Source organism: Streptomyces sp. NBC_00461, assembly GCF_036013935.1.
Lineage (GTDB): Bacteria > Actinomycetota > Actinomycetes > Streptomycetales > Streptomycetaceae > Streptomyces.
Genome location: NZ_CP107902.1, coordinates 172833 through 197553 on the forward strand (window position 1 = coordinate 172833; position 24721 = coordinate 197553).

Annotated in this window: 28 protein-coding genes and 3 pseudogenes; 19 read left to right on the forward strand and 12 right to left on the reverse strand. The window is 65.1% G+C overall.

The window, feature by feature from the left end:
* The first annotated feature begins 178 nt into the window (after positions 1–178).
* The gene (locus tag OG870_RS00780; protein ID WP_266593176.1) at positions 179–643 is read left to right on the forward strand and encodes a hypothetical protein; all 465 of its coding nucleotides are present in this window, start codon (positions 179–181) and stop codon (positions 641–643) included.
* Between the two features lie 99 nt (positions 644–742).
* Here the strand turns inward: OG870_RS00780 and OG870_RS00785 are convergent, their stop codons facing one another.
* From OG870_RS00785 to OG870_RS00815, 7 genes are all read right to left on the reverse strand, one after another.
* Positions 743–1075 (reverse strand): histone-like nucleoid-structuring protein Lsr2, encoded by a 333-nt coding sequence (locus OG870_RS00785; protein WP_266593174.1) that lies wholly within the window; start codon positions 1073–1075, stop codon positions 743–745.
* Positions 1076–1280: 205 nt separating this feature from the next.
* Complete coding sequence (locus tag OG870_RS00790; RefSeq protein ID WP_266845084.1) at positions 1281–2291, reverse strand: hypothetical protein; 1011 nt, start codon at positions 2289–2291, stop codon at positions 1281–1283.
* Positions 2292–2356: 65 nt separating this feature from the next.
* Positions 2357–3391 carry a UvrD-helicase domain-containing protein gene (locus OG870_RS00795; RefSeq protein WP_266593170.1) on the reverse strand — a complete coding sequence of 345 codons (1035 nt, stop codon included), beginning with the start codon at positions 3389–3391 and terminating at the stop codon, positions 2357–2359.
* Complete coding sequence (locus OG870_RS00800; RefSeq protein WP_327690533.1) at positions 3378–4976, reverse strand: ATP-dependent nuclease; 1599 nt, start codon at positions 4974–4976, stop codon at positions 3378–3380. The genes OG870_RS00795 and OG870_RS00800 overlap by 14 nt, the downstream gene beginning before the upstream one ends.
* A gap of 731 nt (positions 4977–5707) precedes the next feature.
* Positions 5708–6325 carry an ATP-binding protein gene (locus OG870_RS00805; protein ID WP_266593166.1) on the reverse strand — a complete coding sequence of 206 codons (618 nt, stop codon included), beginning with the start codon at positions 6323–6325 and terminating at the stop codon, positions 5708–5710.
* Entirely contained in the window at positions 6307–6657 is a 351-nt protein-coding gene (locus tag OG870_RS00810) for a hypothetical protein (protein ID WP_266593164.1), read from the reverse strand. The genes OG870_RS00805 and OG870_RS00810 overlap by 19 nt, the downstream gene beginning before the upstream one ends.
* Positions 6654–6968: a hypothetical protein gene (locus OG870_RS00815; RefSeq protein WP_266593162.1), complete on the reverse strand. Its 315-nt coding sequence runs from the start codon at positions 6966–6968 to the stop codon at positions 6654–6656. Before OG870_RS00815 ends, OG870_RS00810 begins: the two co-directional genes overlap by 4 nt.
* Before the next feature lie 229 nt (positions 6969–7197).
* Between OG870_RS00815 and OG870_RS00820 the strand changes: the two genes are divergently transcribed.
* Both OG870_RS00820 and OG870_RS00825 read left to right on the forward strand, forming a co-directional pair.
* Complete coding sequence (locus OG870_RS00820; RefSeq protein WP_266593160.1) at positions 7198–8364, forward strand: helix-turn-helix transcriptional regulator; 1167 nt, start codon at positions 7198–7200, stop codon at positions 8362–8364.
* A gap of 17 nt (positions 8365–8381) precedes the next feature.
* Complete coding sequence (locus OG870_RS00825) at positions 8382–9098, forward strand: 5-formyltetrahydrofolate cyclo-ligase (RefSeq protein WP_266593154.1); 717 nt, start codon at positions 8382–8384, stop codon at positions 9096–9098.
* A gap of 260 nt (positions 9099–9358) precedes the next feature.
* Here the strand turns inward: OG870_RS00825 and OG870_RS00830 are convergent, their stop codons facing one another.
* A complete protein-coding gene (locus OG870_RS00830; protein WP_266593152.1) occupies positions 9359–10024 on the reverse strand; it encodes a PrsW family glutamic-type intramembrane protease in 666 nt (221 codons plus the stop codon).
* A 122-nt stretch (positions 10025–10146) separates the two neighbouring features.
* A pseudogene (locus tag OG870_RS00835) lies at positions 10147–10442 on the reverse strand (transposase); the annotation flags it as partial.
* A 126-nt stretch (positions 10443–10568) separates the two neighbouring features.
* On the opposite strand from OG870_RS00835, the gene OG870_RS00840 reads away from it, so the two are divergent.
* Both OG870_RS00840 and OG870_RS00845 read left to right on the forward strand, forming a co-directional pair.
* Positions 10569–10700 carry a hypothetical protein gene (locus OG870_RS00840; RefSeq protein WP_266593150.1) on the forward strand — a complete coding sequence of 44 codons (132 nt, stop codon included), beginning with the start codon at positions 10569–10571 and terminating at the stop codon, positions 10698–10700.
* Between the two features lie 53 nt (positions 10701–10753).
* Positions 10754–11428 (forward strand): hypothetical protein, encoded by a 675-nt coding sequence (locus OG870_RS00845; RefSeq protein WP_266593148.1) that lies wholly within the window; start codon positions 10754–10756, stop codon positions 11426–11428.
* A 206-nt stretch (positions 11429–11634) separates the two neighbouring features.
* Here the strand turns inward: OG870_RS00845 and OG870_RS00850 are convergent, their stop codons facing one another.
* On the reverse strand, positions 11635–12354 hold the full coding sequence (locus OG870_RS00850; RefSeq protein WP_266845092.1) for a hypothetical protein: 720 nt from the start codon (positions 12352–12354) through the stop codon (positions 11635–11637).
* 78 nt (positions 12355–12432) lie between these two features.
* Between OG870_RS00850 and OG870_RS00855 the strand changes: the two genes are divergently transcribed.
* The 12 genes and pseudogenes from OG870_RS00855 (at position 12433) to OG870_RS00910 (ending at position 20755) form a co-directional block, all read left to right on the forward strand.
* The gene (locus OG870_RS00855; protein WP_266593144.1) at positions 12433–12957 is read left to right on the forward strand and encodes a hypothetical protein; all 525 of its coding nucleotides are present in this window, start codon (positions 12433–12435) and stop codon (positions 12955–12957) included.
* 35 nt (positions 12958–12992) lie between these two features.
* Positions 12993–13811, forward strand: a pseudogene (locus OG870_RS00860) (IS5 family transposase).
* A gap of 152 nt (positions 13812–13963) precedes the next feature.
* Positions 13964–14356, forward strand: a complete 393-nt coding sequence (locus OG870_RS00865) for a hypothetical protein (protein WP_266593142.1) — start codon at positions 13964–13966, stop codon at positions 14354–14356.
* Positions 14357–14506: 150 nt separating this feature from the next.
* A complete protein-coding gene (locus OG870_RS00870) occupies positions 14507–14818 on the forward strand; it encodes a PadR family transcriptional regulator (RefSeq protein ID WP_266593140.1) in 312 nt (103 codons plus the stop codon).
* Positions 14818–15522, forward strand: a complete 705-nt coding sequence (locus tag OG870_RS00875) for a hypothetical protein (RefSeq protein WP_266593138.1) — start codon at positions 14818–14820, stop codon at positions 15520–15522. The genes OG870_RS00870 and OG870_RS00875 overlap by 1 nt, the downstream gene beginning before the upstream one ends.
* A gap of 141 nt (positions 15523–15663) precedes the next feature.
* Positions 15664–15990: a hypothetical protein gene (locus OG870_RS00880; protein ID WP_266593136.1), complete on the forward strand. Its 327-nt coding sequence runs from the start codon at positions 15664–15666 to the stop codon at positions 15988–15990.
* Positions 15987–16175, forward strand: a complete 189-nt coding sequence (locus OG870_RS00885) for a hypothetical protein (RefSeq protein WP_266593134.1) — start codon at positions 15987–15989, stop codon at positions 16173–16175. The genes OG870_RS00880 and OG870_RS00885 overlap by 4 nt, the downstream gene beginning before the upstream one ends.
* Before the next feature lie 101 nt (positions 16176–16276).
* A pseudogene (locus OG870_RS00890) lies at positions 16277–17002 on the forward strand (transposase); the annotation flags it as partial.
* A 910-nt stretch (positions 17003–17912) separates the two neighbouring features.
* A complete protein-coding gene (locus tag OG870_RS00895; RefSeq protein ID WP_266593132.1) occupies positions 17913–18170 on the forward strand; it encodes a hypothetical protein in 258 nt (85 codons plus the stop codon).
* A gap of 261 nt (positions 18171–18431) precedes the next feature.
* On the forward strand, positions 18432–19370 hold the full coding sequence (locus OG870_RS00900) for a helix-turn-helix domain-containing protein (protein WP_266593130.1): 939 nt from the start codon (positions 18432–18434) through the stop codon (positions 19368–19370).
* Positions 19371–19456: 86 nt separating this feature from the next.
* Complete coding sequence (locus OG870_RS00905) at positions 19457–19852, forward strand: hypothetical protein (RefSeq protein WP_266593128.1); 396 nt, start codon at positions 19457–19459, stop codon at positions 19850–19852.
* A gap of 93 nt (positions 19853–19945) precedes the next feature.
* Entirely contained in the window at positions 19946–20755 is an 810-nt protein-coding gene (locus OG870_RS00910) for an SAM-dependent methyltransferase (RefSeq protein WP_266593126.1), read from the forward strand.
* A 39-nt stretch (positions 20756–20794) separates the two neighbouring features.
* Here the strand turns inward: OG870_RS00910 and OG870_RS00915 are convergent, their stop codons facing one another.
* Positions 20795–21709, reverse strand: a complete 915-nt coding sequence (locus OG870_RS00915) for a helix-turn-helix domain-containing protein (protein ID WP_266593124.1) — start codon at positions 21707–21709, stop codon at positions 20795–20797.
* Between the two features lie 88 nt (positions 21710–21797).
* On the reverse strand, positions 21798–22034 hold the full coding sequence (locus tag OG870_RS00920) for a DUF397 domain-containing protein (protein ID WP_266593446.1): 237 nt from the start codon (positions 22032–22034) through the stop codon (positions 21798–21800).
* Positions 22035–22231: 197 nt separating this feature from the next.
* On the opposite strand from OG870_RS00920, the gene OG870_RS00925 reads away from it, so the two are divergent.
* Entirely contained in the window at positions 22232–22783 is a 552-nt protein-coding gene (locus OG870_RS00925; protein WP_266593122.1) for an ATP-binding protein, read from the forward strand.
* Between the two features lie 236 nt (positions 22784–23019).
* A complete protein-coding gene (locus OG870_RS00930) occupies positions 23020–24465 on the forward strand; it encodes an NF041680 family putative transposase (protein ID WP_266593120.1) in 1446 nt (481 codons plus the stop codon).
* The last annotated feature ends 256 nt before the right edge of the window (positions 24466–24721 follow it).

The window sequence follows — 24721 nt, forward strand, 5'->3', positions numbered from 1 at the left end:
TCGATGTCAAGGCTAAGCTCGGGTAGCATTGACCAGAATGGCCATTCATGTTATAAATAGATACATATTGCCGTAATTGGTGATTGTATCGTGCCCCCTGTCTTCGGATGTGACACCTCGCTTGTTTCTTTCAAGCCGGTGGTGTGTCCCACCCGAATTGACCAAAGAGGCACACCTCATGTCGGAAGAAAATGACGAACACCAGCTCAGGCGGCAGGCCGAGTACCGTAGCTACGGCTTGAAGCCCGGCACCATCGCCTATCACTTCCAGCCCGAGTTCGGGTTGCTCTCCCTCAAGGAAGCTCTCTTCGAGAGCCCCTACGGCAACCCGAAGACTCTCGAAATACCCCTGACGGAGGAGCCCATCCACGTCGTCGTCACTATGGCATCCCCGCAATACCTGCGCTGTGACAACAGCGATGATGGCTCGCGTGGGATTGCCTACTACGACAGACCGAACTGGTACTTCGAGGGCTGGATCGTCGGTTCAGGCTACAACCCTGGCGGCACGCTCGTACGGGTGCGTGTGTCTCTCGCCTGTGACGACACCGGACGCTTCGACACTGGCTACGTCCAGGAGATTTCGGAGAACTTCGACCCGGAGGACCCGATCATCGTGAAAGACACGCCAAGCCTCCCGTAGTCGTACCAACACCTCACCCCGCACCCTGAAACGAGAGCACCCCGCTGCCCGTTCAGGCTGGCGGGGTGTTTCTCATTTCAGGGGTTCGCTGAGTTGGCGTTACGCGACCTTGGCCTTCGCGTACGCCTCCTTGATGTCCGCCGGGACACGGCCACGGTCGTTCACCTCGTAGCCGTTCTCCTTGGCCCACGCGCGGATCTGTGCAGTGTCGCTGTCGGCAACCCGCGCTGTACCTCCACGCTTGCCACCACGCGCCTGGCTCGTCTTCCTGCCCTTGTCGACGTACGACTCAAGAGCCTTACGCAGCTTGGCCGCGTTCTTCTCGTTCAGGTCGATCTCGTACGTCTTACCGTCGAGGCCGAACACGATCGTCTCGGACGCTTCGGACCCGTCGAGGTCATCGAGCAGTTGGATAATGGTTTGCTGCGCCATCGTCGGTTAGTCCTTCTTCGTGTTCCATGTGAGCAACCTGTTTTGTTGCTGACTTTTTATCAGCGTGGTGACTGTGGGCGCAACGCGACGAGAAAATCAGTGCGGTAGAACCTGCCTGACGGTCGCGGGGTTCTTCATTTCTGGAGGTGCCGCTTGGAGCCGATCGACCACCAGGTCGTGGCCGGCCCACGCTGGATCGCCTCGTTCAAGACGACCGCGGAGCAACCTCGCGCCCGAGCTGCCATCGGTAGCGCTGCACTCGGACGAACTCCGTTCCTTCCTCCAGCACGGTCCGGACGGCTTGAAGGTCGACCGCCGGCTCATCGGGAAAGTGCGCATAGATCAGCTCGTGTACCTCAGCAGCAAGCAGCGGTTCGGCCTGCCGTGCCAAGACGATGGCCACTTGCTGCCGGATCGTAGGCCGCGATGGTGCAGCGAGGATGACCTCACGCAGCTTCTCAACGCCCCGTCGCTCCCTCGCCATTGCCGCTTCCAGCTTGGTGCCGACCACTTCGAGTGCCTTGACGGCAAACGAAGCAGCCGCCTTCCTCCTGTTGGACTTCTTGAGGAGTAGCGCGCCGCCACCCAGAACGACGGCGCCAATCGCCCACGGGGAGATGCCGGTCTGCCGTCCCAGGAGCTTGACCAATCCCACTGCACCCCTGGCCGGAAGCGCGGCTGCGTTCACCGTGACGGCCTGGTCCCTCACACCATCGGCAATGTCGAGGACGGACTTCGCCGCTCGTTGCCAATCCTTCGGGGCGAACCCAGGCTTCTTCAGGTGCTTGTCATCTGAGAACACGACGCATGGCGCAATGAGCTTGGCCAACCAACCTGTTGGCACGTCGTCAGTGTCGGTGATCGCCAAGACCTGTTCGTCCGGGCCGTCGACGTCTGACATCGTGACGAACCGCAGCGCCGGTAGGTACTCAGCTTCAAAGTGGGCGCGGAGGGTGGCGAGTGGCACCAAACCACGCTCAGCCATCCTCGGAAGGTGCTCGTACGTCTCATCAAGGACGTGGTCGGCAGCATAGAGAGTTGCGGTGCCAGCGTCGCTCATCCGTAGCAGCCGCGACCGGAACCCCTTGCGGCAGTCGTTCTCGATACTGCTCAACAGCGCGTTGGTGTCCACGATGCCGACCAGATGCGGCGCGCTTGGACTGTAGGGATCAAGCGACGTGCGTCTGGCGATCGGTGCGCGCTGGTCTTCCGTCATGGATCAACGGTAGTCGTCGGGTATGACAGCCTCCATCAGGTTTCTGCGGTGAACAGGAGGCAGCCTCACGGCATGACGAACGCTGCGCTGTACTTCGCCCGTGTCACCGCGACATACAGCTTCGCTCTGTCCCCGGCCTGACTAGCGTCCTTCGTCTTGCAGTACTTGATCATCGGTGCCGTGGGAAAGATGAGCACCCGGTCGAAGGTGCTGCCCTTCGAGGTGCCCATGTTCATTGCTTCCAATCCGCACGTGTCAGAGTTCTTGTTGTAGCGCAGCACGACCGGGGCATACTGCTCTGCATACGCCGGAGCGTCTGACTTCTTGATCTCGAAGATTCCGTCGTGGCCCGTGATTTCTGTGTTCTTAGAAACTGTACGTGCAAGGTCGGGGTACAAATCATCCGCAAAATCGCAGATTTCTTGGTTGCACCGATAGCTCTCCACACGGTTCTCAACCAGGCATAGCTCAGCACGCTTACTGAGCCAGTCGACGATGCCGCTTCCCTTGAACTGCTTGTTCTTAGCCGCGTTGTTCGTCACGAAGGTGGCCTGGCGAGGGTCGCCGACGACAGTGACGGCAATCGGCGACTTCATGAGAAGGTCCAGGAGTTCGAGGTCATACCCCGCCATGTCCTGGATTTCGTCAATGTAGATGTGGTCGTACATCCGAGACAGCCGGTCGACGACCATACCCTTACTCAGCCTGTTAGCCTCGAAGGAAAATGCCGATACGCCATCCCGATAGGCAGACTTGCCACGGTCTAGGTAGTACTGCTGAGGCTTACTCTTGGGGATGTACCTTGAGCGCTGACCTACGAAGTTGAGTCCACCCATCATGCCAGTCTCGCCAAGAACGAAGCTTTGATAGGGACGAGCGCACTCATTGAGAAGGAACGTGAACCAGCCCATGACTGTGACGTGTCCTGGAAGCACTCCCGTGCCCGCACTCAGCCGGTTCACGATCTGATGCAGGTTCTCGTTGGTATAGGTCGTCACCAACACGCGTTTGCTCGGATCAGCAACGACGCAGTCGATGATGTGCTGGGTCTTCCGCGAGCCGGCCGCCGCGATGACGGCCAGGTTATTAGACGACTGCATCCCTGATGTACTCCGGCATGTTAATGGTTTGGTCGCTCTCAAAGATTGCCAGAGCGCAGGTTGTCTTGTTGTTCTTCATGTCCTTGAGCAAGTCGTCTTCGGTTGTGAAACTCTGGCCAAGTACAGTGTTCATCGTCGCCAGGTCATTCACCTTGAAGAGCTGCGGTTCCAACGTCTTAACGTTCGCGTCCTCGCCCACATGGATAGAGATGTTCGTGAACGCAGCGTAGACGCTGAACCCCTGCTTTACGACACTAGCGTCCTTACCGTCATTGTCAGTAATGACAGCGACGCGGTTCTGAGTCAGTAGCGACGCAATATCAAGAAACCGCTTGAAGGAGAGGCCACGGACGTTGATAACGTCCACTCCATCTTCGGCGGGCAGTGCACCGTGCACGTCCTTGTAGGCGCGTTGGACGACAAGCTCATCAGACGGCCCTTCAACGAGGAGTGACCGCTTCGCCAGCACCACACGAAGCGTGTCGTAGCCGGAAAGCTTCCTGAAGTAATTCTGTGTGTCGGCGGGGAGGCTGTCGAGCCGGATACCTTCCGCCGAAGAGAGCAAGACGAGCTTTTCGAGTCCAAGTTTATTCAATACGTAGGAGCTGTGCGTGGTGATGAAGACCTGCTTATCCTCGCACTTGTCACTGATCTTCTTGACCAACTTACCCAAGTTCGGGAACGACAGGTGGTTTTCTGGCTCCTCAACGAGGACTACGTGTGCGTCCTCAACCTTCTTGTTCAGGGCAAGCAGAATCTTAAGCGTGCTCTGCTCTCCCTTGCCGACGAACTGAAATGGTAGTTCGTCCAGATGCGGCACGATGCCGCTTTCCCAACTAGTTCTCTGCGATACGTCGATGTTCAGCGTTAGCTCGCGGTCACTCACGTCGCTTGGAGCGCCCCGCAGTGCTTCGTTGATTTTCACGATCGCCTCATCCTCCGCGAACGTCTCACGGAGATTGCGGTACGCACGCGTCAGCTTTACGCGTTCATCCGCCTTAAGGTACGAATCGATGATGTGCTTCATGTAATAGTCGACGCCACTTTGAAGATGAATATTCGCAGCATCGATGAGTGAGGCTGTGGCCGGGATACTTCGGAAGGTGATGCCATTCCCTGAAAAGGCCAGCCAATCAACCTTATAATACTCAGTCGGAACCAAGCGGACCTGAGCAGGGTTGGCGATGAACTCCTTGTACTCAGGCTCGTAATCCGGATTAAGCGCAACGCGGATACGCACACCCGGCTCATTGGCCTTCAAGAGATTATTGGTTCCCGACAGCTCGGCAGGCGCCGTCTTACTGTCCAAAAAAAGATCAATGATGATCTCTGGTGGCCTTGCTTCCCGCCCTTCTCGCAAGGCAGTGATGTATTCGTCGGCGGCATCTTTATGGAACAGATAGGGCGAGAGATCCTGGGCTAGGAGTCGACCACGGAGCCTGCCGGTAAGTGCAAGACTGATGGCTTCCAAAATCGTCGACTTACCAGCGTCATTGTCGCCAACCAAGATGTTCATCTTGGGGTCGAAGTCGAGCTTGAAATTACGAAACGTCCGGTAGTTCTGAATGACGATTTTAGAAAGCATACGTCCCCCTAGTATAAAACTTTCCCTTTCCGAAGGCGAGCATAAGTTTGATCAGTGGAACCACACTCCCCATGAGGTTCCACAGCACGCCTTCGAACAAGTGACGAAGAGCGTAGCAGGCGTCCCGTCAGTTACAGAGGCAGAGCCGACAAAGTCGAACAAGCTATCTATTTACTCTGGCCAAAGCTTTTGGATATCGCGGAATCTTTTCAGCCATCTGGCTTGAAAGCGACGCTAGCTCTACACCCTGAACGGAAATGACTTACCAGTAACAAAGGAGCGCCTGTGCTTGTACGAAGCAGAGGCGCTCCTTTGTGAAGTTGACCACCCAAGGGCTACGTGCGTTCAGAGCTCTCGCCCGCAGCAACCCTGCTTTCGTCCGTGTCGTAGCTGCTCCATTTCCTGTAGCGCAGCCACCCAAGGGAAAGCGGTCGTGTCCTCCGTGACCCGCCACGGGGCGGTAGTTGCAGCCGTTCAAGGTGCCAGGCACGTCGTCCAGTCGCGAACCAATGTGACTGCTGCATGCGAAAGATGCAGCGGTGACAGGCGTACAGCGGCAGCGTCGAGTCGTGTGCAGTCATGTCGCCGACGAGCGCCACGGGTACGCGCACCGCTTCGCAGCGGAAGCACGCCCCGTGGTACCAGTCGAACAGATCCCATATCTGGCCTGGCTTCATCGGGCGGTCACTCGTCCTAGAACGCCACCACCAAGAGTCTGCCGGCCGCGGCCCCTAGCTTCCATCGTCCAAGTGCGCAGCACACATATGCTCAACGGTCGTATCCATCAGGTGCTCGAAGAGGCCCGTACGGGCCTGCTGTTCCACCGGTCCGCTGGCGGCACGGATACCTTCGGGCAGCATCAGCGGCGGACGCTGGTGGTCGAAAGAGGGTTCCTCTACCGCCGCCCCGAGGGGCAACTCAGCCCACACGACCTTGCCACCGCTGCGAGGACGAAAGACGTCCCACTGTTTAGCGAGCGACTCAACAAGCACCAGGCCACGTCCGCTCTCCGCGTCAAGCATGGGGTTCTTCCGCACAGGGATCGCGGCGATTCTGTCCCAGACATCGGCGTACAGACTGGCCTCGATGGCGCGGAGCTGTATTCCGATGACGTGTTCAACCTTGATCTGCCAGGGTTTCGGCTTGAGGGCAGTGATACCGCTGGCCTTGACGGCGTTGGTGACGAGCTCGCTCATGATGAGCGTCGCTACCTCGGCGTGCTCTTCCAACTGCCAGCGCTTCAAGGTGTGTCGGACGAACATCCGCGAGCACGCCACGGCCGAAGGCACGGCGGTCATCCGGACCGAGGCAGCAAGCAACGGGATCGGGGTCACGGCGTCGGAGGGCATGACACCTCCTCATTGGTAGAGGCGACGATCCAGACCTGACCGCCGATTTCTTCTTGCAGCAGCTCTTTCGCGAGGGTCGCGAGCATTGGCAGCGTGTTCAGGTGCTCGCTGGTCGGCACCACTACGTTTCGGATGTCGTGTCGCTGGCAGTACCGAGTCATCGCCTCAAGCGCGGTCGTCCGCGCGGGCTCCTTCTCGATGAACACTTCGGCGAGCGTGAAGCCCTCGTGTTCGGCGAAACGCGCCATGTCACCGCTCAGGCAGACAACGTCGCCCATGTCGACTCCAGGCAGCACGCGGACGTACCCCAGTGCTCGTTGCTTCGCGTTCACGGCCTGACCCCTTGGACGATCCACAGCCGCGCGCCGATCTCGCTTTCGATGTGGTCGCGCATGGCCGCCTGGAGTCCTGGCAACCGAGCGAAGTGCCACAGCGACGGCACGATGACGTGCTTGACGCCGCTGGTTCTCAGCGTGTCGACCAACAAGAAAAAGGCCGACTCGTCGTCGGCACCCAGTTGTTCGATAAACAGCCGCTCCAAGATGAAGCCCTCGCGGCAAGCGTGAGTGGTCAACTCCGTTCGAATCGTCTCGATTTCATCGCTGTCGTCATCGCCTGCGGTGAGTCGCATGTAGCCGTACATGGCCGGTGGCATCCGTTCCTCCTGGGGACTGGAACGGCTGGCGAGCGGTGGCACCGTCCTCAACCGCTCGCCAACCTGCCTGCCAGACAAGCGCTTTGACCTGCAAAGACACCACAGCAACCGTGCCGCACCAATGACGCATCCGTGTTGCACTCTGCGGTCTGGCCTGCACGGATGGTGTCAACGTGGCTATGGTGATAACCCGCCCTGTACACCCGGAGGGATGGCGATGGCTGCGAAGCGCATACGCCTCGCCAGGCGTCGCAAAGCGGCAGGCTTCACGCAGGAGGGGCTTGCCGAGTTTCTCGGCGTCGAGCGTTCCACGGTAGGTCGCTGGGAGAACGCCGAAACCGAACCACAAGCTTGGTTGCGGCCAAAGCTGGCGAGCGCGCTCAGGGTGTCGGTCGAAGAGCTTCAAGCGCTCCTGGACGACGTGACCGTCACCGACACGCGCCCCAGTGACCGGATGTCGTACGCCTTGGAGAATCCAGCGTCCGCCGACCTGATGGTGGTTGCCTACCTTCACGAACGGCTGCGTCAGCTGGATGAGTCGTACGACAAAGAAGCATCGACGGCGCTGCTTGGTCGAGCCGGACAACTGCACGGCCAGGTGAGGTTCCTTCGGGAGAACGCAGCGAACCCACGGGTACGCCGGGCGCTGTACGAAGTCGAAGCTGATTCAGCGACGTTCATGGGGCAACTGGTCTGGGACGTCAGCCAACGACGTGACCACCACGCACCCCTTGGGTACTTTCAAGAAGCGGTCGAGGCTGCTCGTCATGCCCGTGATCCATCGACCGAGTCATACGCCACGCTGCGGATGGCGTACGTGGCGCTCTACGGTGAGAAGAACCCTGGCCGGGGTGTGACACTCGCGGAGCAGGCCGCCGAAGCCGCCAAACTGGTCAGTCCTTCGCTCACTGGGTTGAGTCTTCTTCACGTCGCCGAAGGTCACGCCATGACCGACGCGACCACCGAGTGCGAAGCAGCGCTGAAGAAGGCGGAAGACCAGTTCGACCGCGTCCACCCTGATGACATCGCCGCCCCGTTCTACACGGTGAACGAGTACAACCGGCTGGCGGGCTCCTGCTACCTGTTCCTCGGTCTGCCTGAACGTGCCGAACCCATCCTCCGTATGACCACGCGGGCACTGGCAGCCAAGAAGAAATCTCAGGCCATCGCGCTCGGCAACCTGACGTTGGCGCTCATCCAGCAACGAAAGCTCGACGAAGCAGCGTCGGCCATGCACCGGACGATTGATGCAGTGGAGCTGACGCGCGGTGGCGGCGGGCTTAACCTGGCGTTTGCTGCTGGTCGGGAGCTGCGGCAGTGGCGACAGGAACCATGGGCGCAGGAGATTAACGATCGGCTGCTGGCCTTGATGGCAGCGATCTAAGTACGGGCGGGGTGTGCGTGAACGACATCGACCAGGCCAAGCAGGAGCTGCGCGAGAAGGTGTGGCGTCGTCTCATCGACGGCGGCGGCGCACCCGCCGACTCGTACGGCAAGATCCCTGGTTTCTACGGTGCCGAGGGCACTGCGGAACAATTGGCTGGTCAGGACTTCTGGCGACGTGCCACCACCGTGAAGGCCAATCCCGACTGGGCGCAGCTTCCAGTACGCGTTCGTGCCCTTCATGACGGCAAACGGGTCTACATGGCCGTGCCGCGCATGGCGTCGCTCGAACCCTTCTACCTGCTCGATCCCAAGAACCTAGAGCTTCCACCCGAGGAAGCTGCCGAGAAGAAGGGCGCGGCTCAAGTTGCCCGCCGGCTCGCGCCAGAGTCGATGGAACCTATCGACGTGGTCGTGTGCGGCAGCGTCGCCGTGAACCGATCCGGGGCACGCATCGGCAAGGGTGCCGGGTACTCCGATCTGGAAGTTGCACTCTTGATCGAGGCGGGCCTCGTGACAGACAAGACGGTAATCGTCGCGCCCGTTCATCAGCTTCAGGTCGTTGACGACGACATCCCCGAGACTGAGCACGATTTCTCCGTGGACTACATCGTCACGCCTGACGAGGTGATCCCGTGCACCAACCGCCGCCGGCCGTCGGGGCTGGTGTGGAACGACCTCACTGCCGAGAAAATTGCCCAGATTCCGGCGCTGGCAGCGCGTCACCAGGCGTAGCTAGACTCCCCAACCAAAGAGCGCCCGACTCCCCCCGTGGTCGGGCGCTCTTTGCGTGTTGATCTTGTTGGTAGATGGCTGGTTTCTCCTCTCCTTCAGACGATCGGCGCGACGCTCCCCCGGAGCGCCCTGGAGGGGTGCTGAAACGCCCGTCATACCCCATCTGACCTGCACGTTTGTGCGCCTCGTCGCCCTGTCCAGAGGGTCTCTCAGCCGATAGAATGACCCCTGTCGGGATGGGTGCATAGCCAGACCTTTGACTACGCGATCGGCAGCAGACCAAGGAGGCGTCGCCAGCCGCGGGCGCGCAGCAGCAGGGCGGCGCCGAAGGCGTCGATGGTGCCCCAGGCCAAGTGGAGGTTGGTGCCCAGGCTGGTCTGGGTGTAGCTCATGTCCAGGCTGCCGAGCTGGGCGGGCAGCCAGTGGCTGAGGACGGTCGGCAGGTCGGGAATGTAGGGGGCGCCGCCGCCGATGCCGTCGAGTCCGGCGGACAGCATCCAGCCCCCACCGCCTGGCAGCGGGAACGCACTTTGGGCATCCAACAGGTGGGCGAGCAGCGTCTCGAACAGGCCGAGCCCAGCGCCGGTCGCCGCGCCGAGCACGACGACATCGGTCATGCCCAGCTGCGAACGGATCTTCAGATTCCAAGCCGCCAACAGCAACGGGACAATCTGGGCAAGCTCCTCCACGGCCGGCACGAGCGTGTAACCGCCGCTGCCCAGGGCCTCGGGCAGCGACTGGCCCGGCTGAGTCACGGCGGCTCGCGCTGCGATGTACTCAATGAGGACAGCGACAACTCCGCTGCCGTACATACCGACCGCGATCGTCACCAGCACCGTGGAGAGTTTCAGCGACCTCACCGGCGAGGCCAGCAAAGCTAATTGCAGCACGCCGTATATCGCCGCGGCCGCCATGACGACTGTCACACAAACCCCCGAAACCCCAAAGACCACGCGCCCAAGCCCCAGGACGTTATCAAGGGCCTCACACAAGCAAACATCCACACCACCACGGCGGACACCGCGTCAGGGCTTGGGCATAGTTTGCGTGCCGAGAAGAACCGCTTGCGCCCACCCGTCCTGACCTCGACACGCTTGTCGTTCACCCGCGGCGCCTTCACCTCAACCGCCCCGGCCAAGGTCGTCACTGACCTGGGCTGGTGATAGCCATTGCGCACCACCAGACGGTGGCCCTTGTCATCGCGCTGATCGGCCAACTCGGCTATGTGGGCGTTGACTTCAGCCTCCAGAGCGGCCGCAAGCATCCGCCGCGCACCCTCACGGACAATGTCGTCGATCAGGGAACCAGTCTCGGTCGTCCATCGGCATTCACTACGCTCAGCACGGGCGTGCCTTCCCGGCCGGCGGTGCAACGTCGGCCTACTCGATGACCGGAAGTCGATCACTCGGGAAAGGTATGCCCCCTTCGCGTCCAACCCGAGGTCGATCCACAGGTCATGAGCATTGCTCGGTGTGGAAGAACAATGGGCGTCTCTTCACCGCCGACCAGGGCGAGATCCTCCAGGACGATCCCGTGGCCGGGCGGACCTACGGCAGGCGCGTGCCCGTGCGCCTGCGCGCGGTACCCCGCGCGGTGTCGTAGCGGGCTGGTAGGGCAGCATCTGCTCAGCCGTCGCCTGCCTGTGAGGGGTCATCATGCGTTCCACCCGTCGTGCCGCATCCACTGTGGTGCTTGCCTGCCTGCTGCTGGCGAGCTGTAAGTCCGGCTCGCTCGGCACGTCGACGTCGTCCGCAAGCCGGAGCCCGGCGGCGGGAGCGTCGGGATCGGCCGCGTCGGCCGGCGGGTCGTCCGGCCCGATCGCGGTGGGGGCCGGTCCGCAGAAGCACTACACGGTGCAGCAGCAGCCAGCCGCTGGCTCCTGCCACTTCCGCTACAAGAACGGGGAGCCGCTCGAGGACCCGAAGTGCACGCCGGGTGCGATCTCCCCGGCGGTGACGCAGGCGAACCTGAAGTCGACGATCTGCCGCAAGGGCGGCTACACCTCCGCCATCCGCCCCTCCGCGTACGTGACCGGCAAGGAGAAGAAGCTCAACGCCGCCTCCTACGGCTACACCGGCAGCATGCGCGATGCCGAATACGACCACCTGATCAGCCTTCAGCTGGGCGGCGACCCCAACGACTACCGCAACCTGTGGGTGGAGCCCGCCGACCCCGGCCACCGCTCGGGCTCGGGCGTCAACAATAAGAAGGACCCGGTGGAGACCAAGCTGCACACCGCGGTCTGCAAGGGTCAGATCACGCTCGCGGCCGCGCAGAAAGCGATCGTCACCGACTGGACCACCGCCCTCGCCACCCTCCACCTCGGCTGACAGCAGCGGATATCACGCAGGGCGCCGCCAACGACCAGGGGCGTTCCTGACCGGGCCGCACTGATGTCGAGTGCAAAAGAGCCCCGGCCGGACGGGGAGACCAGCCGGGGGCCGGCCTCGGTGAGAGCGCCGGACCCGCCGGGGCGCACGGCTCGCCCGGCCTGGCCCGTGTGGGCAGGCCGGGCGAGTCTGCTTCGGGGCGGGGATCACCGTTTTGCGGCTTCTCCCCATTGCCGCTGCACCGTCTCGCCGGTCTCTGCAGAGGAAGGGCGGGAGAGAGGCAGAGGGGCATCGTGTGGGGTGTGCTCGCGTGAATCGGGGCGTGCGGGGAGGGTGTTGGTGACGTCGGGCCGGCTGGCGGCCGTGGCGAGCAGGGTGCTGATCCGGCGGGCGAAGTCCGCGCCGGGGGTGGGCAGGTCCATCTCGGGCTGGCGGAGGTAGCCGACAGCGACGGCGGTGGGGACGTAGGCCATGAGTTCGGTGACCGCGGCGGAGCGGGGGCGGACGCTGTTTTTCGCCAGGTGGCGCAGGACCCGCAGGATCGTGGTGGTGGAGGTGCTGGTGATCCGGTGGTCTGCCGGGTGCCAGGCGGTTGGGGCATCCGCGGTGGGGCCGGGGCGCGGGGTGTCCTGAGTGGGCGGCTCGGGTGAGGGCTGGACGTCGTCGGTCTGGCGGTGCCACCAGAGGGCGGTGTCGCTCTCCCCCAGGGCCAGGTTGTGGAGGTAGAGGCAGTACGCGGCGGCGGCCTGGCCGGCGCCGGCGGCGTACTGCCACCAAAAGCGTGCCCCCGCATCGGTGTCGGTCAGTTGCAGCACGCAGGCGAGGACCAGGGCGCTGCGGGGTTGGGGCACCTGGTCGGTGACGAAGTCGGTGACGGCGGTGGCGGGGGTGTGGGTGACGCGGTCATGGTCCCACCCGAACACCACGCCTGTACTCCCGAACATCTCGTCACAACACGGCCACACCGCTGCCGCCGTCCCTGCTGCGCGCCCATGATCGGGCGCATGCGACGAACTCTCACCACCACTACGACCACAGCCGTGCTCCTGGCCGCCCTCGCGGGATGCAGCAACAGCAATCCAACCACCTCCACCAGTGGCGCCGGGAAGACCTCCACGCCGTCCTCGACCAGCACATCACTCACCGCCGCCACAGCGTTCACGCAGATCTCCGCCAAGGTCGCTACGGCGAAACTGTCCGGCACGGTCACCGCCGCCAACGACCCGGACCACCTCCTTGGCCGACCGAACCAGTACACGTCGAAGGTCACGTTCTCCGACTCCCGAATCAAGGCCAGCGACGTGGCAGGCACGAGCAAGGGGGATGTCAGCCGCGGCGGCGAGATCGAAGTGTTCGCGGACCCTGCAGCCGCGGCAGCGCGCGCGAAGTACATCGAGACGGTCACCAAGTCGATCTCTGCGCTCGCCGAGTACGACTACGTCCACGGGACAGTGCTGGTACGGGTGTCGATGCTGCTGACGCCCACGCAGGCCGCCGGGTACAAGGCGGCGTCCGACGGAATCGGCTAAGGGGTCCTATGTGGTGACGGGTCGTTGGACTGAACATGGGCCGTGGTACGTGGAGTTGGATCGTTCCGGACGGGCTGTGGGAGATCGCGGAGCCGCTGATTCCACCGTCCAAGGTGCGGGTGCAGGGTGGCGGGACCCAGGACACCCCTGATGAGACGCTGTTCGCGGCGATCATCTACGTGCTGGTCAGTGGGTGTGCCTGGCGGGCGCTGCCGCCGTGCTTCGGGATATCGAAGTCGACCGCGCACCGCAGATTCCTGATCTGGTCCCGGGCCGGGGTCTGGGGCCGGCTGCACGAAGCGATCCTGCACCGGCTCGATGACGAAGGGCTGCTCGACCTGTCCCGCGCCGTCCTCGACTCCGCCCACGTGAGGGCCAAAAAAAAGGGGGGCGAACTTGCAGGTCCGAGCCCCGTGGACCGAGGTAAGCCCGGTTCCAAGATGCATGTCCTGTCCGACGCGAACGGACTGCCTCTACGGGTCGGGCTCTCCGCGGCCAACACCCACGACAGTCTCGCTCTGAAGCCCCATGCTGTCCCATTTCCACATGGGACACGAATCCCACGCTGCTGACTCCAAACCCGTGCGCCTTCATGCAGACAAGGCGTACGACATCCCTCACCTGCGGCGATGGCTGTGGGCAAACGCATCGGCGTCCGTATCGCCCGCAAGGGCATCGACTCCAGCGAGCGGCTTGGCCGTCGCAGGTGGGTCATCGAACGCACCATGTCCTGGCTGACCGGCTACCGCCGTCTCAACCACCGCTACGAGCGGAAAGCAGGCAACTACCTGGCCTTTCTCGGACTGGCATCCGCTCTCTGCTGCTACAAGCGGTTCCTCAAACTGACCATGTAGGACACGGTCTTAGTTGTCGGCGTGCTCCGACAGGCAGAAGCGCGGCCCCGCACCTTGAGAGCGGTCTCCTGCGAATACGGTTCCACACCGCGCCGCCACGGAACGGCCACATCGCCACCGCATCTCCCGCCATGCGCGACACCATCGCGGTCATGAGACGAACCCTCGCGGCTACGGCCGCCGTCCTCGCCGCCCTGATATGCGCCGGCTGCTCCAGCAGCAGCTCGCCCAAGTCCTCCCCGGCGCCCACCGGTACGGACTCCGGCCTCGACGCGGCCAAATACCTGAACGGGCTCGAAGGCGACAAGCACTCCAAGCAGCAGATCGACGCCCTGCTCGGCAAGTTGGATGCCCGCTGCGCCGACGACCTTGGCGCGCTGACCGCGGCCGCCACGGTCACGGCGACCAACGTGACCGACGCGAAGGGCACACAGACGACGTACGGCGTCCTGCAGAAGCTCGCCGACGGGCTGCCCTCGTCTGGGAAGGCGTCGTGCCAGAAGCGGCTCCCGGGCGTGGAGAAACAGCTGAAGGCCGGTCGCTGACGAGGCCCATACTGACCCCTTGCCGTCCGCCTGCCTCCCCGATCATTCGAGGAGTCCCGGCCGACCACCGGACCTTATTCGACGTACCTCGTTCTTGGGGATACATCGCGGTATGCTTGCTGCATGACCAGTCGACAAAGGCGCGTCCGCATGACGCTTCCGACGATCACGGTCCTGGATGTTCTCGCAAACAGTGCAGGCGAGAACATCCACGGCTTGGAAATCTGCAGCCGAGCGCACCTCGGCACGGGCACCGTCTACCCCATGCTGTCCCGGCTTGAGAAGGCCGGCTTGGTTTCAGCGCGCTGGGAAGACGACCAGACCTGGCAGGAAGCCGCCAATGAAGAATGGCGCCCCCGCCGCCGCTACTACGAGATCACCGGCGCAGGCAAGGTAGCGCTGACCGAATCACAACAGAAACCGAAGTTCCGAGCCCGCACCGCTCAGGCGGAGGACGTCTGATGGGCATGCACGCGGCGCGGAGACGCAGAGCGCGGCAGATTCACCGCGAGTGGGCGGCGGAGCGGGCCGCGTCCGGCGAATCGACGCAGCCCGGTGTGCACCCTCTGATCGTCTTCTACGCCGTCTCCATGACGTTGATGATGATCCTGTTTTGGGTCGGCGTAGGCCTGGCCCTGAACGACGTCCCGATACCTGATACAAATACAGGCAAGGATGAGACGGTCGCATTCATTGTCAGCACGGGCGGGCTCGGCGCCTGGGCTCCATGGTTTTGGTGGGTGGTCCTCACCGAGTCACTCCCGCCGGAGTCCGCGTGGCACCACCCTCTTCGAGCGTTCTCGAGGGGACTCGCCTACGTCGCCAGCCCTGACGATGCGGCATGGCGCGAGGAATGGCCGGCCCTTCTCACCCGGCGCCCCGGAGAGCCGCGCCACGTAGTACGCACGGCGCTGACCGTCACGGGCTGGGTGTGGGCCGCGTTGTGCTCCCGCGCGGGGTGGATACTCGACGTCTGCTTGCAGTCCGACGCCGTCTGCGCGTTGGCCGCCTTCGGCGCCACCTTCGCGGCCACGTGGGCCGCTTGGGACGCTGCTGGGATCGCCGAGGCTGTCATGACCGCGATCCTCACCTTCACCGGCTGCGTTGCCTCGATCGACGGCCTCTGCAGGTGGCGTGGTATCGAACTGCCCCGGAAGCGGAAGTAGGCCGATTCCGCGGATGCAGGCAGATCAGCGGCCGGGCGGGGGAATCCTGTCTGGCCGCACTGCATTTTGAGGCCCACGGGCGAGTGATCACGGGTTGTGCAGCATAGGGCCCAACACCCTCAGCATCACCGGGAGGCCCTCATGCCCGCTCCCTGTCCTGGCCCCTGCAACAACGCCTGGCGCACCGCCGAAGCCAATGGCACCGACCACGATCTCACCCCCACCTGGGGCGACCCGATCCACTGCGGCCGCTGCACAACGCGCACACTCGCCCAACTCGCCGAGCTCCCCGAGCTGGTCGCCGCGATCAGCCTCGAAGCCCTCAACGGCACCGCCCCGAAGACCACCGGCACGATCAGCCGTACAGCTGTCCCCTCGTGGCCCGGGCAAGCCGCGCGGATCCTCACCGAGCACATCATCGGAGAGCTCCTCGGCCTCGAGGACACGAAGGAGCACTCCTCTTCATGACCAACACCACCCACCTCACCCGCCTGCGCACCCGGATGCTGGCCACCGCGTACAGCAACGCGGACTTCTGGGCTCGCCGTTGGGCCTTCCTCACCGACCAGGCCGTGGGCACGCTCGCCCGCCGTGACCCCGCCGCAGCCGAAGCCCTCGCCGCCTCGCTCTTAACCTCGCGCTTTCGCGAGTGAGTCTGTCCGAGTCTTGATCAAATAAATGGAGAGTGCTGCTGACCTGCAACGATGGGACTTGTCGAGGGTCCTGTCGCTGTAAGGAAAGAAGCACTCTCCAGGTGAAGAAGAGTAGCGGGTCGTACCCCCGTGTCCGTGTCGAGGGCGGCGGCCGTGGAGTTGTTGCCCAGGCCGGTGCCGTGCTGCTGGTCGAGACGGTCCGCAAGTCCGGCCTGGACACCGCGATATCCGCGGCGCTGGCGCCGTGGCGCAAGCCGCGGGACGTGCACGATCCGGGCAAGGTCTTGCTGGATGTGGCCCTGGCCGTTGCACTCGGCGGCGATTGCCTGGCCGACATCGGCATGCTGCGGGCCGAGCCGGATGTGTTCGGCCCGGTGGCCTCCGATCCGACCATCTCCCGCCTCGTCGACGCGCTCGCCGCGTTCGGTCCGAAAGCTCTTGCGGCGATCCGGGGTGCACGTTCCAAAGTACGCACGCGGGTCTGGGAATTGGCCAAGGCAAGCAGTCCGGCCGCCGGCGGCCAGGTGATCGTAGACATAGACGGGGTGCTGGTGCTCGCGCACTCCGAGAAGCAGGACGCCACCGCGACCTGGAAGAAGACCTTCGGTCATCATCCGCTCGTCGCGTTCGTCGACCACTGCCCAGCCGGGTCCGGAGAGCCGGTGGCCGCCCTGCTGCGGCCCGGCAACGCGGGCTCCAACACCGCCGCCGACCACATCGAAACCGCGAGGCTCGCCCTCGCCCAGCTGCCCCAACGCCTGCGGCGGGGACGGCAGACGCTGATCCGCACCGACTCCGGCGGCGGCACCCACGCCTTCCTGGAGTGGCAGCGGCTCTCCCTTGAGATACCGGTAGTGGCAGGAGCCCGCGGCTGGCTGCTGCTGCACCGTGTAGTGCCTTTGCGGACCAGCCCCCGCCGCGATGGGGCCGGACGACCCGCCCGTCGGCACTGCCGTTCCCGACGCTCCCCCCACCGGACTCTGAGAGTCCCAGACGACGTCGACGTACCGAGTGAGACGGACGAACAGCCCGTCAGCAGTAGGCAGGTGAGCAGGATGGGCGGCACGGTACGGCGGGCAGAGCGCATGACGGATCCTCACGGGCAGACGGTGGCTGAGCAGATGCTCCCCCACCCCGATGCCCCTTTACTACACGCCCGTCCGGCGCGAAGACGCACTCGGGCCGGACGGGCGTGGTCCCACACCGGCCTGCTGCGCCATGCGGGACCACACGCGTGCACGAGACGGTGGTCAGCCGCTCTGGATGACCGCCAGGTCCTTGAACGTCAGCGCGCAGTCGGTCTGGGCACGGCTGATTCCTCCGCGGCCTGAGACCGGGCGCCCTCGGAAGGAGCCCTGAGCCGAAGCCACGCGGGCCCGGCTGTCTGCCGGCGGTGGGAGGCACGGCCGGGCGCGAGGTGCGCCGGAGCGCTTCGGCTGGATTTTCATGCGACGGCGCACGGTGTATCAGGAACGTTCTCTTCCAGCGTCGATCGCTTCTTTTCAGAGGCGATCAGATTCCGGAGGCGTTAGATCACCTGCAGGCGGAATCCACCCTTCAGATGCTGTTTTCGCACGCCGATGCGGCTGCTTAGCCGTTAGTAACTCACTCTGATAGCCGAACGAATCGAGAGCACGCTAGTGTCGCGCCGGAGATGGGCCCCGGCTCAAGGCTGGCTACCAACGGACCAGGGCCCCTCCGCATTTTGACCAGCCGTCAATTCCTTGAGGAGAAAAGGTGACTGCTCCCAATGTCGTCCGGGGCACCGTGGTGTCCGGGACGCACCCGGACGGTAGCAATGCCGGTGGGTATTACGCACGCCTGCGTGCCTTCGCTGTCACGGTCAGCCTGGGCCCCATCGTCGTGCTGATTTTGTCCTTCGTCCTGCCGTCCGCCGGCGAATGGCCTGCGGCCGCGGGGGTGGCGCTCGCCGGTGTCGCGGCGGCAGCGGCGCGCACGTCACGGATCGATTTCTTGTGGGCGCGGCTGGACTGACAGTGCGGCTGGGCCGGCGGGCGGTTTCCGCCGGCCCCGGCCGGGACGTAGCTGCGGGGCATCGGTGAGGTGCTGCTTGCCCGGGTGCAGGCGGCGGAGAGGACGGCACAAGTGGCGACTGCAACGCCGCAGCCGGGGGCGTGCGTGGTGTGTGCGGGTCCGCTCGTGCAGAGCTCGGGCGCGGGCCGGCGCCGCAAGTACTGTGGCACTGCCTGCCGTCGGCGGGCTCAGCGGCATCGGCAGGCGCGCCAGGTGGTGCGTGTGGAGCAGCAGGGTCCTTTGGGCGGGGCGGTGGCGGCCGAGGTCCGCCGGCTGGCGCAGCAGTTGCTGGACAGCGAGATGCGCGAAGAGGAGCTGGGCTCGCTGTTGGAGCGGGCCGAGGCGATCCGGCGGGAGCTGGATATCTATACCGCGGCTGCGGTGCAGGATGCCCGGCACCGCGGTGAGAAATGGGAAGTGGTGGCTAGGGCCGCGCATGTCGCGCCGGAGACGGCGCGGGCGCGCTGGGGGCCTGAGCGGGTGGCCCGGATGATGGATCTGCATGCCAACGAGAAGCGGGCTGCTCCCGCCCGCTGGCGTGGGCCGGGTGCGGGCCGGCTTGCTGATGCGACGGAGGGCACGGACGCCGAGCCGCGGGCTGAGGGGGTCTCCCCGGGGGGTCAGTTGGCGTCGGCACTGGCGCAGTTGCAGGCGGCCAGCGGGCTGACCATCAAGGAGGTGGCCGATTTCACCATGCTGTCGCCGTCGTTCATCTCCCGTGTCCTGTCGGGTGATCGCCTGCCGACCTGGGATCTGGTGTGCGCGCTGGCCGTGTTGTTTGGTTCCGATCCGGCTGAGTTGCGGGTGCTGTTCGAGGCGGCGCACGGGCTGACGGCGCCGGGGCGGCAGCCGGTCTCGGCCGCCATCGGGCAGTTGCACGCGGCGGTGCGTGGGCTGTATCTGGCGGCCAAGTCGCCTTCGCCGGAACGGATCGAGCTGCTGAGTTCGAGGGCGGTGAGCGCGCGGACAGCGCGCCGCGTGCTGGCGGGCGTCGATGTCCCGGAATGGGAAGTGCTGGCTGCTCTTGTCTGTGCGCTGGGGGGCCGGCCGGTGGATGTCCAGCCGTTGTGGGAGGCGGTGCACTACACGTTCTTGATGTGCGACGACCCCCGTCTTCCGGAGGGCACCGCGCACATTGTGGTGCCGGGCCGGGGTCGGTGAGCGGATACCGCCGGGCAGCGGCTGCGGGGACGCCCGGAGCCGCTGGGGCCACGGCACGGCACCGGCCACCTGTCCGCGCAGGGGAAGTGTGGGCCGAGCGGGCGGCGCTGGCCGCCTATGCCGCCTTCCGCGAACGCCACTATGAGCCGTATCTGCAGTACGCCGCCCTGCGCATCGGCCGGCGCGAGGCCGCAGAGACGGCGGTCACTGCCGCGTTCACCGAACTCGCTGTGTCCTGGACGGCGGTTTTGGGCAGTGCCGGTCCGGCTGCCATCGCCTGGCGGATCCTGCACCACCACATCGATCATGCCCTGGGGCTGAGTCCCGGGCAGGCGTCCGGCGGGCGGCCGGTGCGGGCGCTGCTGCACGATGTGCACCTGCTGCACCAGGAGATGCACCTGAGCTGCGAGCGCATCGCCGAGGTTTTAGGGATGCCGCCTGACCAGGTGCTGGGGCTGCTGCCGCCTTCCACACGGGAGTGAGAATCTACGCCGGTCCACCTATACGGGTGTGACTTTACGGCTACACTCTGTCACTACTGGGGGCGCTGTCGGGGCGTGCCGGGGTGGGAGGGGATGCGCGTGAGCCTGCCGTACGGGGTCGACGTGACGGTTCCGAGCGTGGCCCGTATGTACGACAGCCTGCTGGGCGGGAAGGACAACTATCCCGCGGACCGTGCGGCGTGCACCGAGCTGCTCAAGCAAGTGCCGAGCATGCGGGAACTGGCTCTGAACAACCGGCAGTTCCTGCGCCGCGTGGTGCATGTGCTGGCCGCGAAGTACGGCATCCGCCAATTCATCGATCATGGATCCGGGCTGCCGACCCAGGACAACGTCCATGAGATCGCCCAGCGGGTGGATGCAGCCAGCCGAGTCGTCTACATCGACAACGACCCCATCGTCCGCACCATCGGCGGCATTCTGCTGGAGAGCAACGAGAACACCGCTGTGCTCCAGGCGGACATACGGGATACCGACGCGATCTTCTCCAGTGAACCGGTGGAGCAGCTGATCGACCTCAACGAGCCGGTGGCGGCGTTGTTCGTGTCGGTCCTGCACTGCATCCCGGATGCCTCCGGGCCGGCCGATCTGATCGCCCAGGTCGCCGGCCGGCTGCCGGCGGGCAGCATGATGGTCGTGTGCCAGCTGGTCAGCGACTCCGCGCAGGTCCGCAACTTCGTCACCGGCTTCATGGACGAGCAGACCCAGGGCCACTGGGGCCGGGTGCGCGAGAAGAGGGATGTCGCCGCCTTCTGCGCCCCGCTGGACCTGATCGAGCCCGGCCTGGTGGAGGTCTCCGCCTGGCGGGCCGAGAAGGACGACGTGCCGGCCCAGCTCAGCTGGGAGTGGGAAGAGTACGGCGGGGTTGGCTTCGTCAGGCCCTGACCGGCGTTCTGGCGGGAGCAGGCGTAGTGAAGGAAGTGGTCAACGCCAGTTGGCGAGGGCTGCTTTCAGCAGCGCAGGGGTCTGTACGGCGGGGCTGGCCACGCCGCACAGGTTGTTGAGCACGGCCTGGTAGCGCTCGGACTCCGAGGGCTTCTCCCGGTATTGGGCACCTTCGTACTGCTCGAGGTACACCATGTCGGGCAGGTACTCGGGAGTGAAGAACCTCAAGTGCACGATCGGGTGCCCGATGGCTCCTACGGCGCCCACCGACAGCGGGGCGATCTGGAGATAGAGGCGATAGCGCAACTCCTCCAGCAGCGCGAGCAGGTACTTGATCTGCCGGTACATCACCCCGGGTGTGCCGACCTGGCGGCGGAAGACTTCGGAGTCCATCACGGCGAGCAGGACCGGTGGGTCCACTTGCCGTCGCAGCATCTCGATGCGCTGCCGGCGCAGGCTGACGCGCTCGGCGATCTCCTTGGCCGGCATGGTCGGATGCGCGGCCCGGATCACGATCTCGGCGTACTCCTCGGTCTGCAGCCAGCCCGGCACCAGTTGGGGCTCGTAGGAGATGATGCGGCGGGCGGCCGGCTCCATGGCCAGCAGGGGGCGCAGAAGGGGCGGCGCGGCGTGGGCGTAGGGCTGCCACGGCTCCGGTTGCGCCGCTTCGTGGACCAGGTCGGCGATCCTGCGCCGCTCCGGTTCATCCCGCACTCCGTAGACGTCCAGCAGTTGCTCGACCTCCGCCTGCTTGAGCGCGGCCAGGCCGTTCTCCATGCGGCTGATCGTCGACTCGGAGGCGTCGATGCAGCGGGCAGCGTGACGGGGCCCGATCCCGGCGTGGTCGCGGCAGCGCCGCAGGTGCCCGGCCAGGGCCTTGCGGTGAGCAGCTGGCCCCCATTCCGGGCGGTGCGGAAATCCGAGAATGGACGGCGCCCTCCGCTCGGCTGCCATACGGGTACTCCTAACGCGCTGTTGAGGAGGCCGAGTATGGCAGCCGGCGGGTGGTCATGTCAGGAACTGGCCATGGCCCTACCTTGAGTTATTTGAGCGCGAAATCGAACTCGCCGTCTTTGACACCGCCGAAGAAGGCCTCGATCTCCTCACGCGTGTAGATGAGAGCGGGCCCGGAGGGAAACCGCGAATTCCGCATCGCGACGCCGCCACCGGGCAGGGCGGCAATCTCCACACAGTTGCCGTTTCCGCCGCTGCGGCGGCTCTTACGCCATTGCGCGCCCTCGATCTCACCCGCACCGACCCCGTTTTCCACCCGTTGCATGCCCCACCGCGCCTTTCTGAACCAGTCCCCGGCCAGCGGGCCCCATGAGGGCGCCTGGCCGGTCATGCGTACGAATATAAGGGCTCCGCAATTGCAGGCCCACGCTTGCAGGAACGAGGAGTGGACCGGAATAGTGACGGTCAAGACGGCACGCCGTGTCCGGCACGGCACACGGCACCAGTTCCGGGGGACGGACGATGACGCCACGTCACGACGAGACCTTGCTGCCACCACGCACGGCTGCAGCGTCCGGCTCCCGAAGACCGCAGGCTCTCTTCCTCGGCGACCCCCCGGCCTCCACCGCGAATCTGGCCGTGCGCAGCGGCCTGGGCAGCACCCCGTTCACCGCCCGCCGCATCCCCGCCACCGCCAACAGCTGCTACATCGCACGGAAGTTCACACGCCAGGCCGTGCTGCGGTGGAACCTCGACGCCATCTGTGACGACGCCGTCCAGATCGCCTCCGAGCTCGTCGCCAACGCCATCCGCCACGGTCAGAGCCACACCGCCGCATCGGACGAGGAGCAAAGTGCCGTGTGGCTGGCACTGGCCCTGCGCCCTCAGACACTGCTGTGCGTGGTACGCGACCCGAGCCGACGCCGCCCGATGCTCACCCCTCCCCCACCCCTGGCCGAACGCCACCGCGGACTGCCCATCGTCAACGCACTCAGCAACACCTGGGGCTGGACCACCAACCCCCAGACACGCGGCAAAACCGTGTGGGCACGCGTCACTTTGCCTGCCGCCTGAGGCACCAGCTCATCTGGTGACTGGCGACGTAGATGGGGGCTGGCAGTGATGCTGCGGATAGGCATGTCACGGGCAGGCCGAGGCGCCTCGCCTTGCCGCTTGTTGCCTGAGCTTGGCGTTTAACGTCGCAGGTCACTCGACCTGCTGATCTGCGGTTCTTTCCGAGACAGCGGAGGCGGCCGTTCTCCACGCTTCGAGATGTCGAGTCACGAAGTACAAGAGAACGGCCGCTGTGTATGAGTCTGTCTGTCGACGCGCCCGCAGGCGAGGCGTTGGACGTGTTGTCCCGCTTTCGGGTCGAGTTCTACGAATGCCTCTACGCCCGCGCGGATGCGCTCTTCGAACTCACCGACGCGGTGCTGTGCGCGGACGGGCCGGTGAAGACGCTGGTCGAGCTGTCGCTGGCGGTCGAGCATCGCCGTGGGCACGGCGCCCTGTACGCAGCCTTGGACCGGGGCTGGACGGAGCCGACGCGGTTGCGCCGGGCCCTGGCCGGCCTGCCGCTGCCAAGGGCGGCCGACGGGCGCATCGTGCTGGCCGTGGATGTGTCCAACTGGTTGCGCCCGGACGCCCCCACCAGCGACGACCGGCTGTTCTGCCACGTCTATGGACGCGGTGACCGCAAGACGGACCAGCTGATTCCCGGATGGCCGTACTCCTTCATCGGCGCGCTGGAGACCGGCCGCACCTCGTGGGTCGCGCTGCTGGACGCCGTGCGCCTGGGCCCCGCCGATGACGCGACCGCCGTCACCACCACCCAACTACGCGATGTCATCAGGCGGTTGACGCAGGCAGGGCATTGGCATCCGGGCGATCCCGAGATCCTGATCGTGATGGACTCCGGCTACGACGTCGCCTACCTCTCCCACGCCCTCGCGGATCTGCCGGTCGTGCTGGTCGGGCGCCTGCGCTCGGACCGCTTCATGCTCCGCGACCCGGGCCCGGCCCGCTGCGGCCCGAAGGGCGGACGGCCCCGCCGGCACGGCGGCGTCCTCACCTTCGCCAAGCCCGACAGCTGGCACGAGCCCGACGTCACCACCAGCACGGACACCACCCGCTACGGCAAGGCCCAAGCGACCGCCTGGGACCGGATACACCCACGACTCACCCACCGCGGCCCCTGGCTGGACCACGCCCAGGAGGAACTGCCCGTCCTGCACGGCACGTTGATCCGTCTCAAGGTCGAGCGCCTGCCGGGCGACCGCGACCCGAAACCGGTCTGGCTGTGGTGCTCCGCCACCGCCGCCACCAGCGCTCAGGTGGACCTGTGGTGGCAGTCCTTCCTGCGCAGATTCGATCTTGAGCACACCTTCAGGCTCATGAAACAGACGCTCGGGTGGACCGCCCCGCAGGTCCGCCACGCCGACACCGCCGACCTGTGGACCTGGCTCGTCATCGATGCCCACACCCAGCTCCGCCTCGCCCGCCCCCTCGCCGAAGACCTCCGCCGCCCCTGGGAACGCCGCACCGAACCCCGCCGCCTCACTCCCGCCCGCGTCCGCCGCGGGTTTCGCAACCTCCGACCGACCACGGCCTGCCCGGCAGCCGCACCGAAACCGTCCCGCCCCGGCCCGGGACGGCCACCCGGTTCGAAGAACAGCAACCGCGCCAAGCGCCACGACGTCGGCAAGACCGTCAAACGCGCCGAGACCATCAAGGAACACCAGGCCCGCCGAGGATAAACGTCAAGCTGAGGGCCACTCAACTGTGCGACTAAACCTGGAAGTTCGGAAAGGCTTGACCAGGGCGAGGCCACCGCGCGCCTACCCCCGACCGTGGAATGCTCACCACCGCCGTCTGTCCGTTGAAGGCAACCAATGCACCTTCCACTGGGACTCCGATCCCCACCCCGAAGACCTTCGCGCCGCCCTCACCGACCCCGTCATCGGACTCGCCGGCGCCGCCGCCCACCCAACCCGTGACGGATGGCCCCTGCAC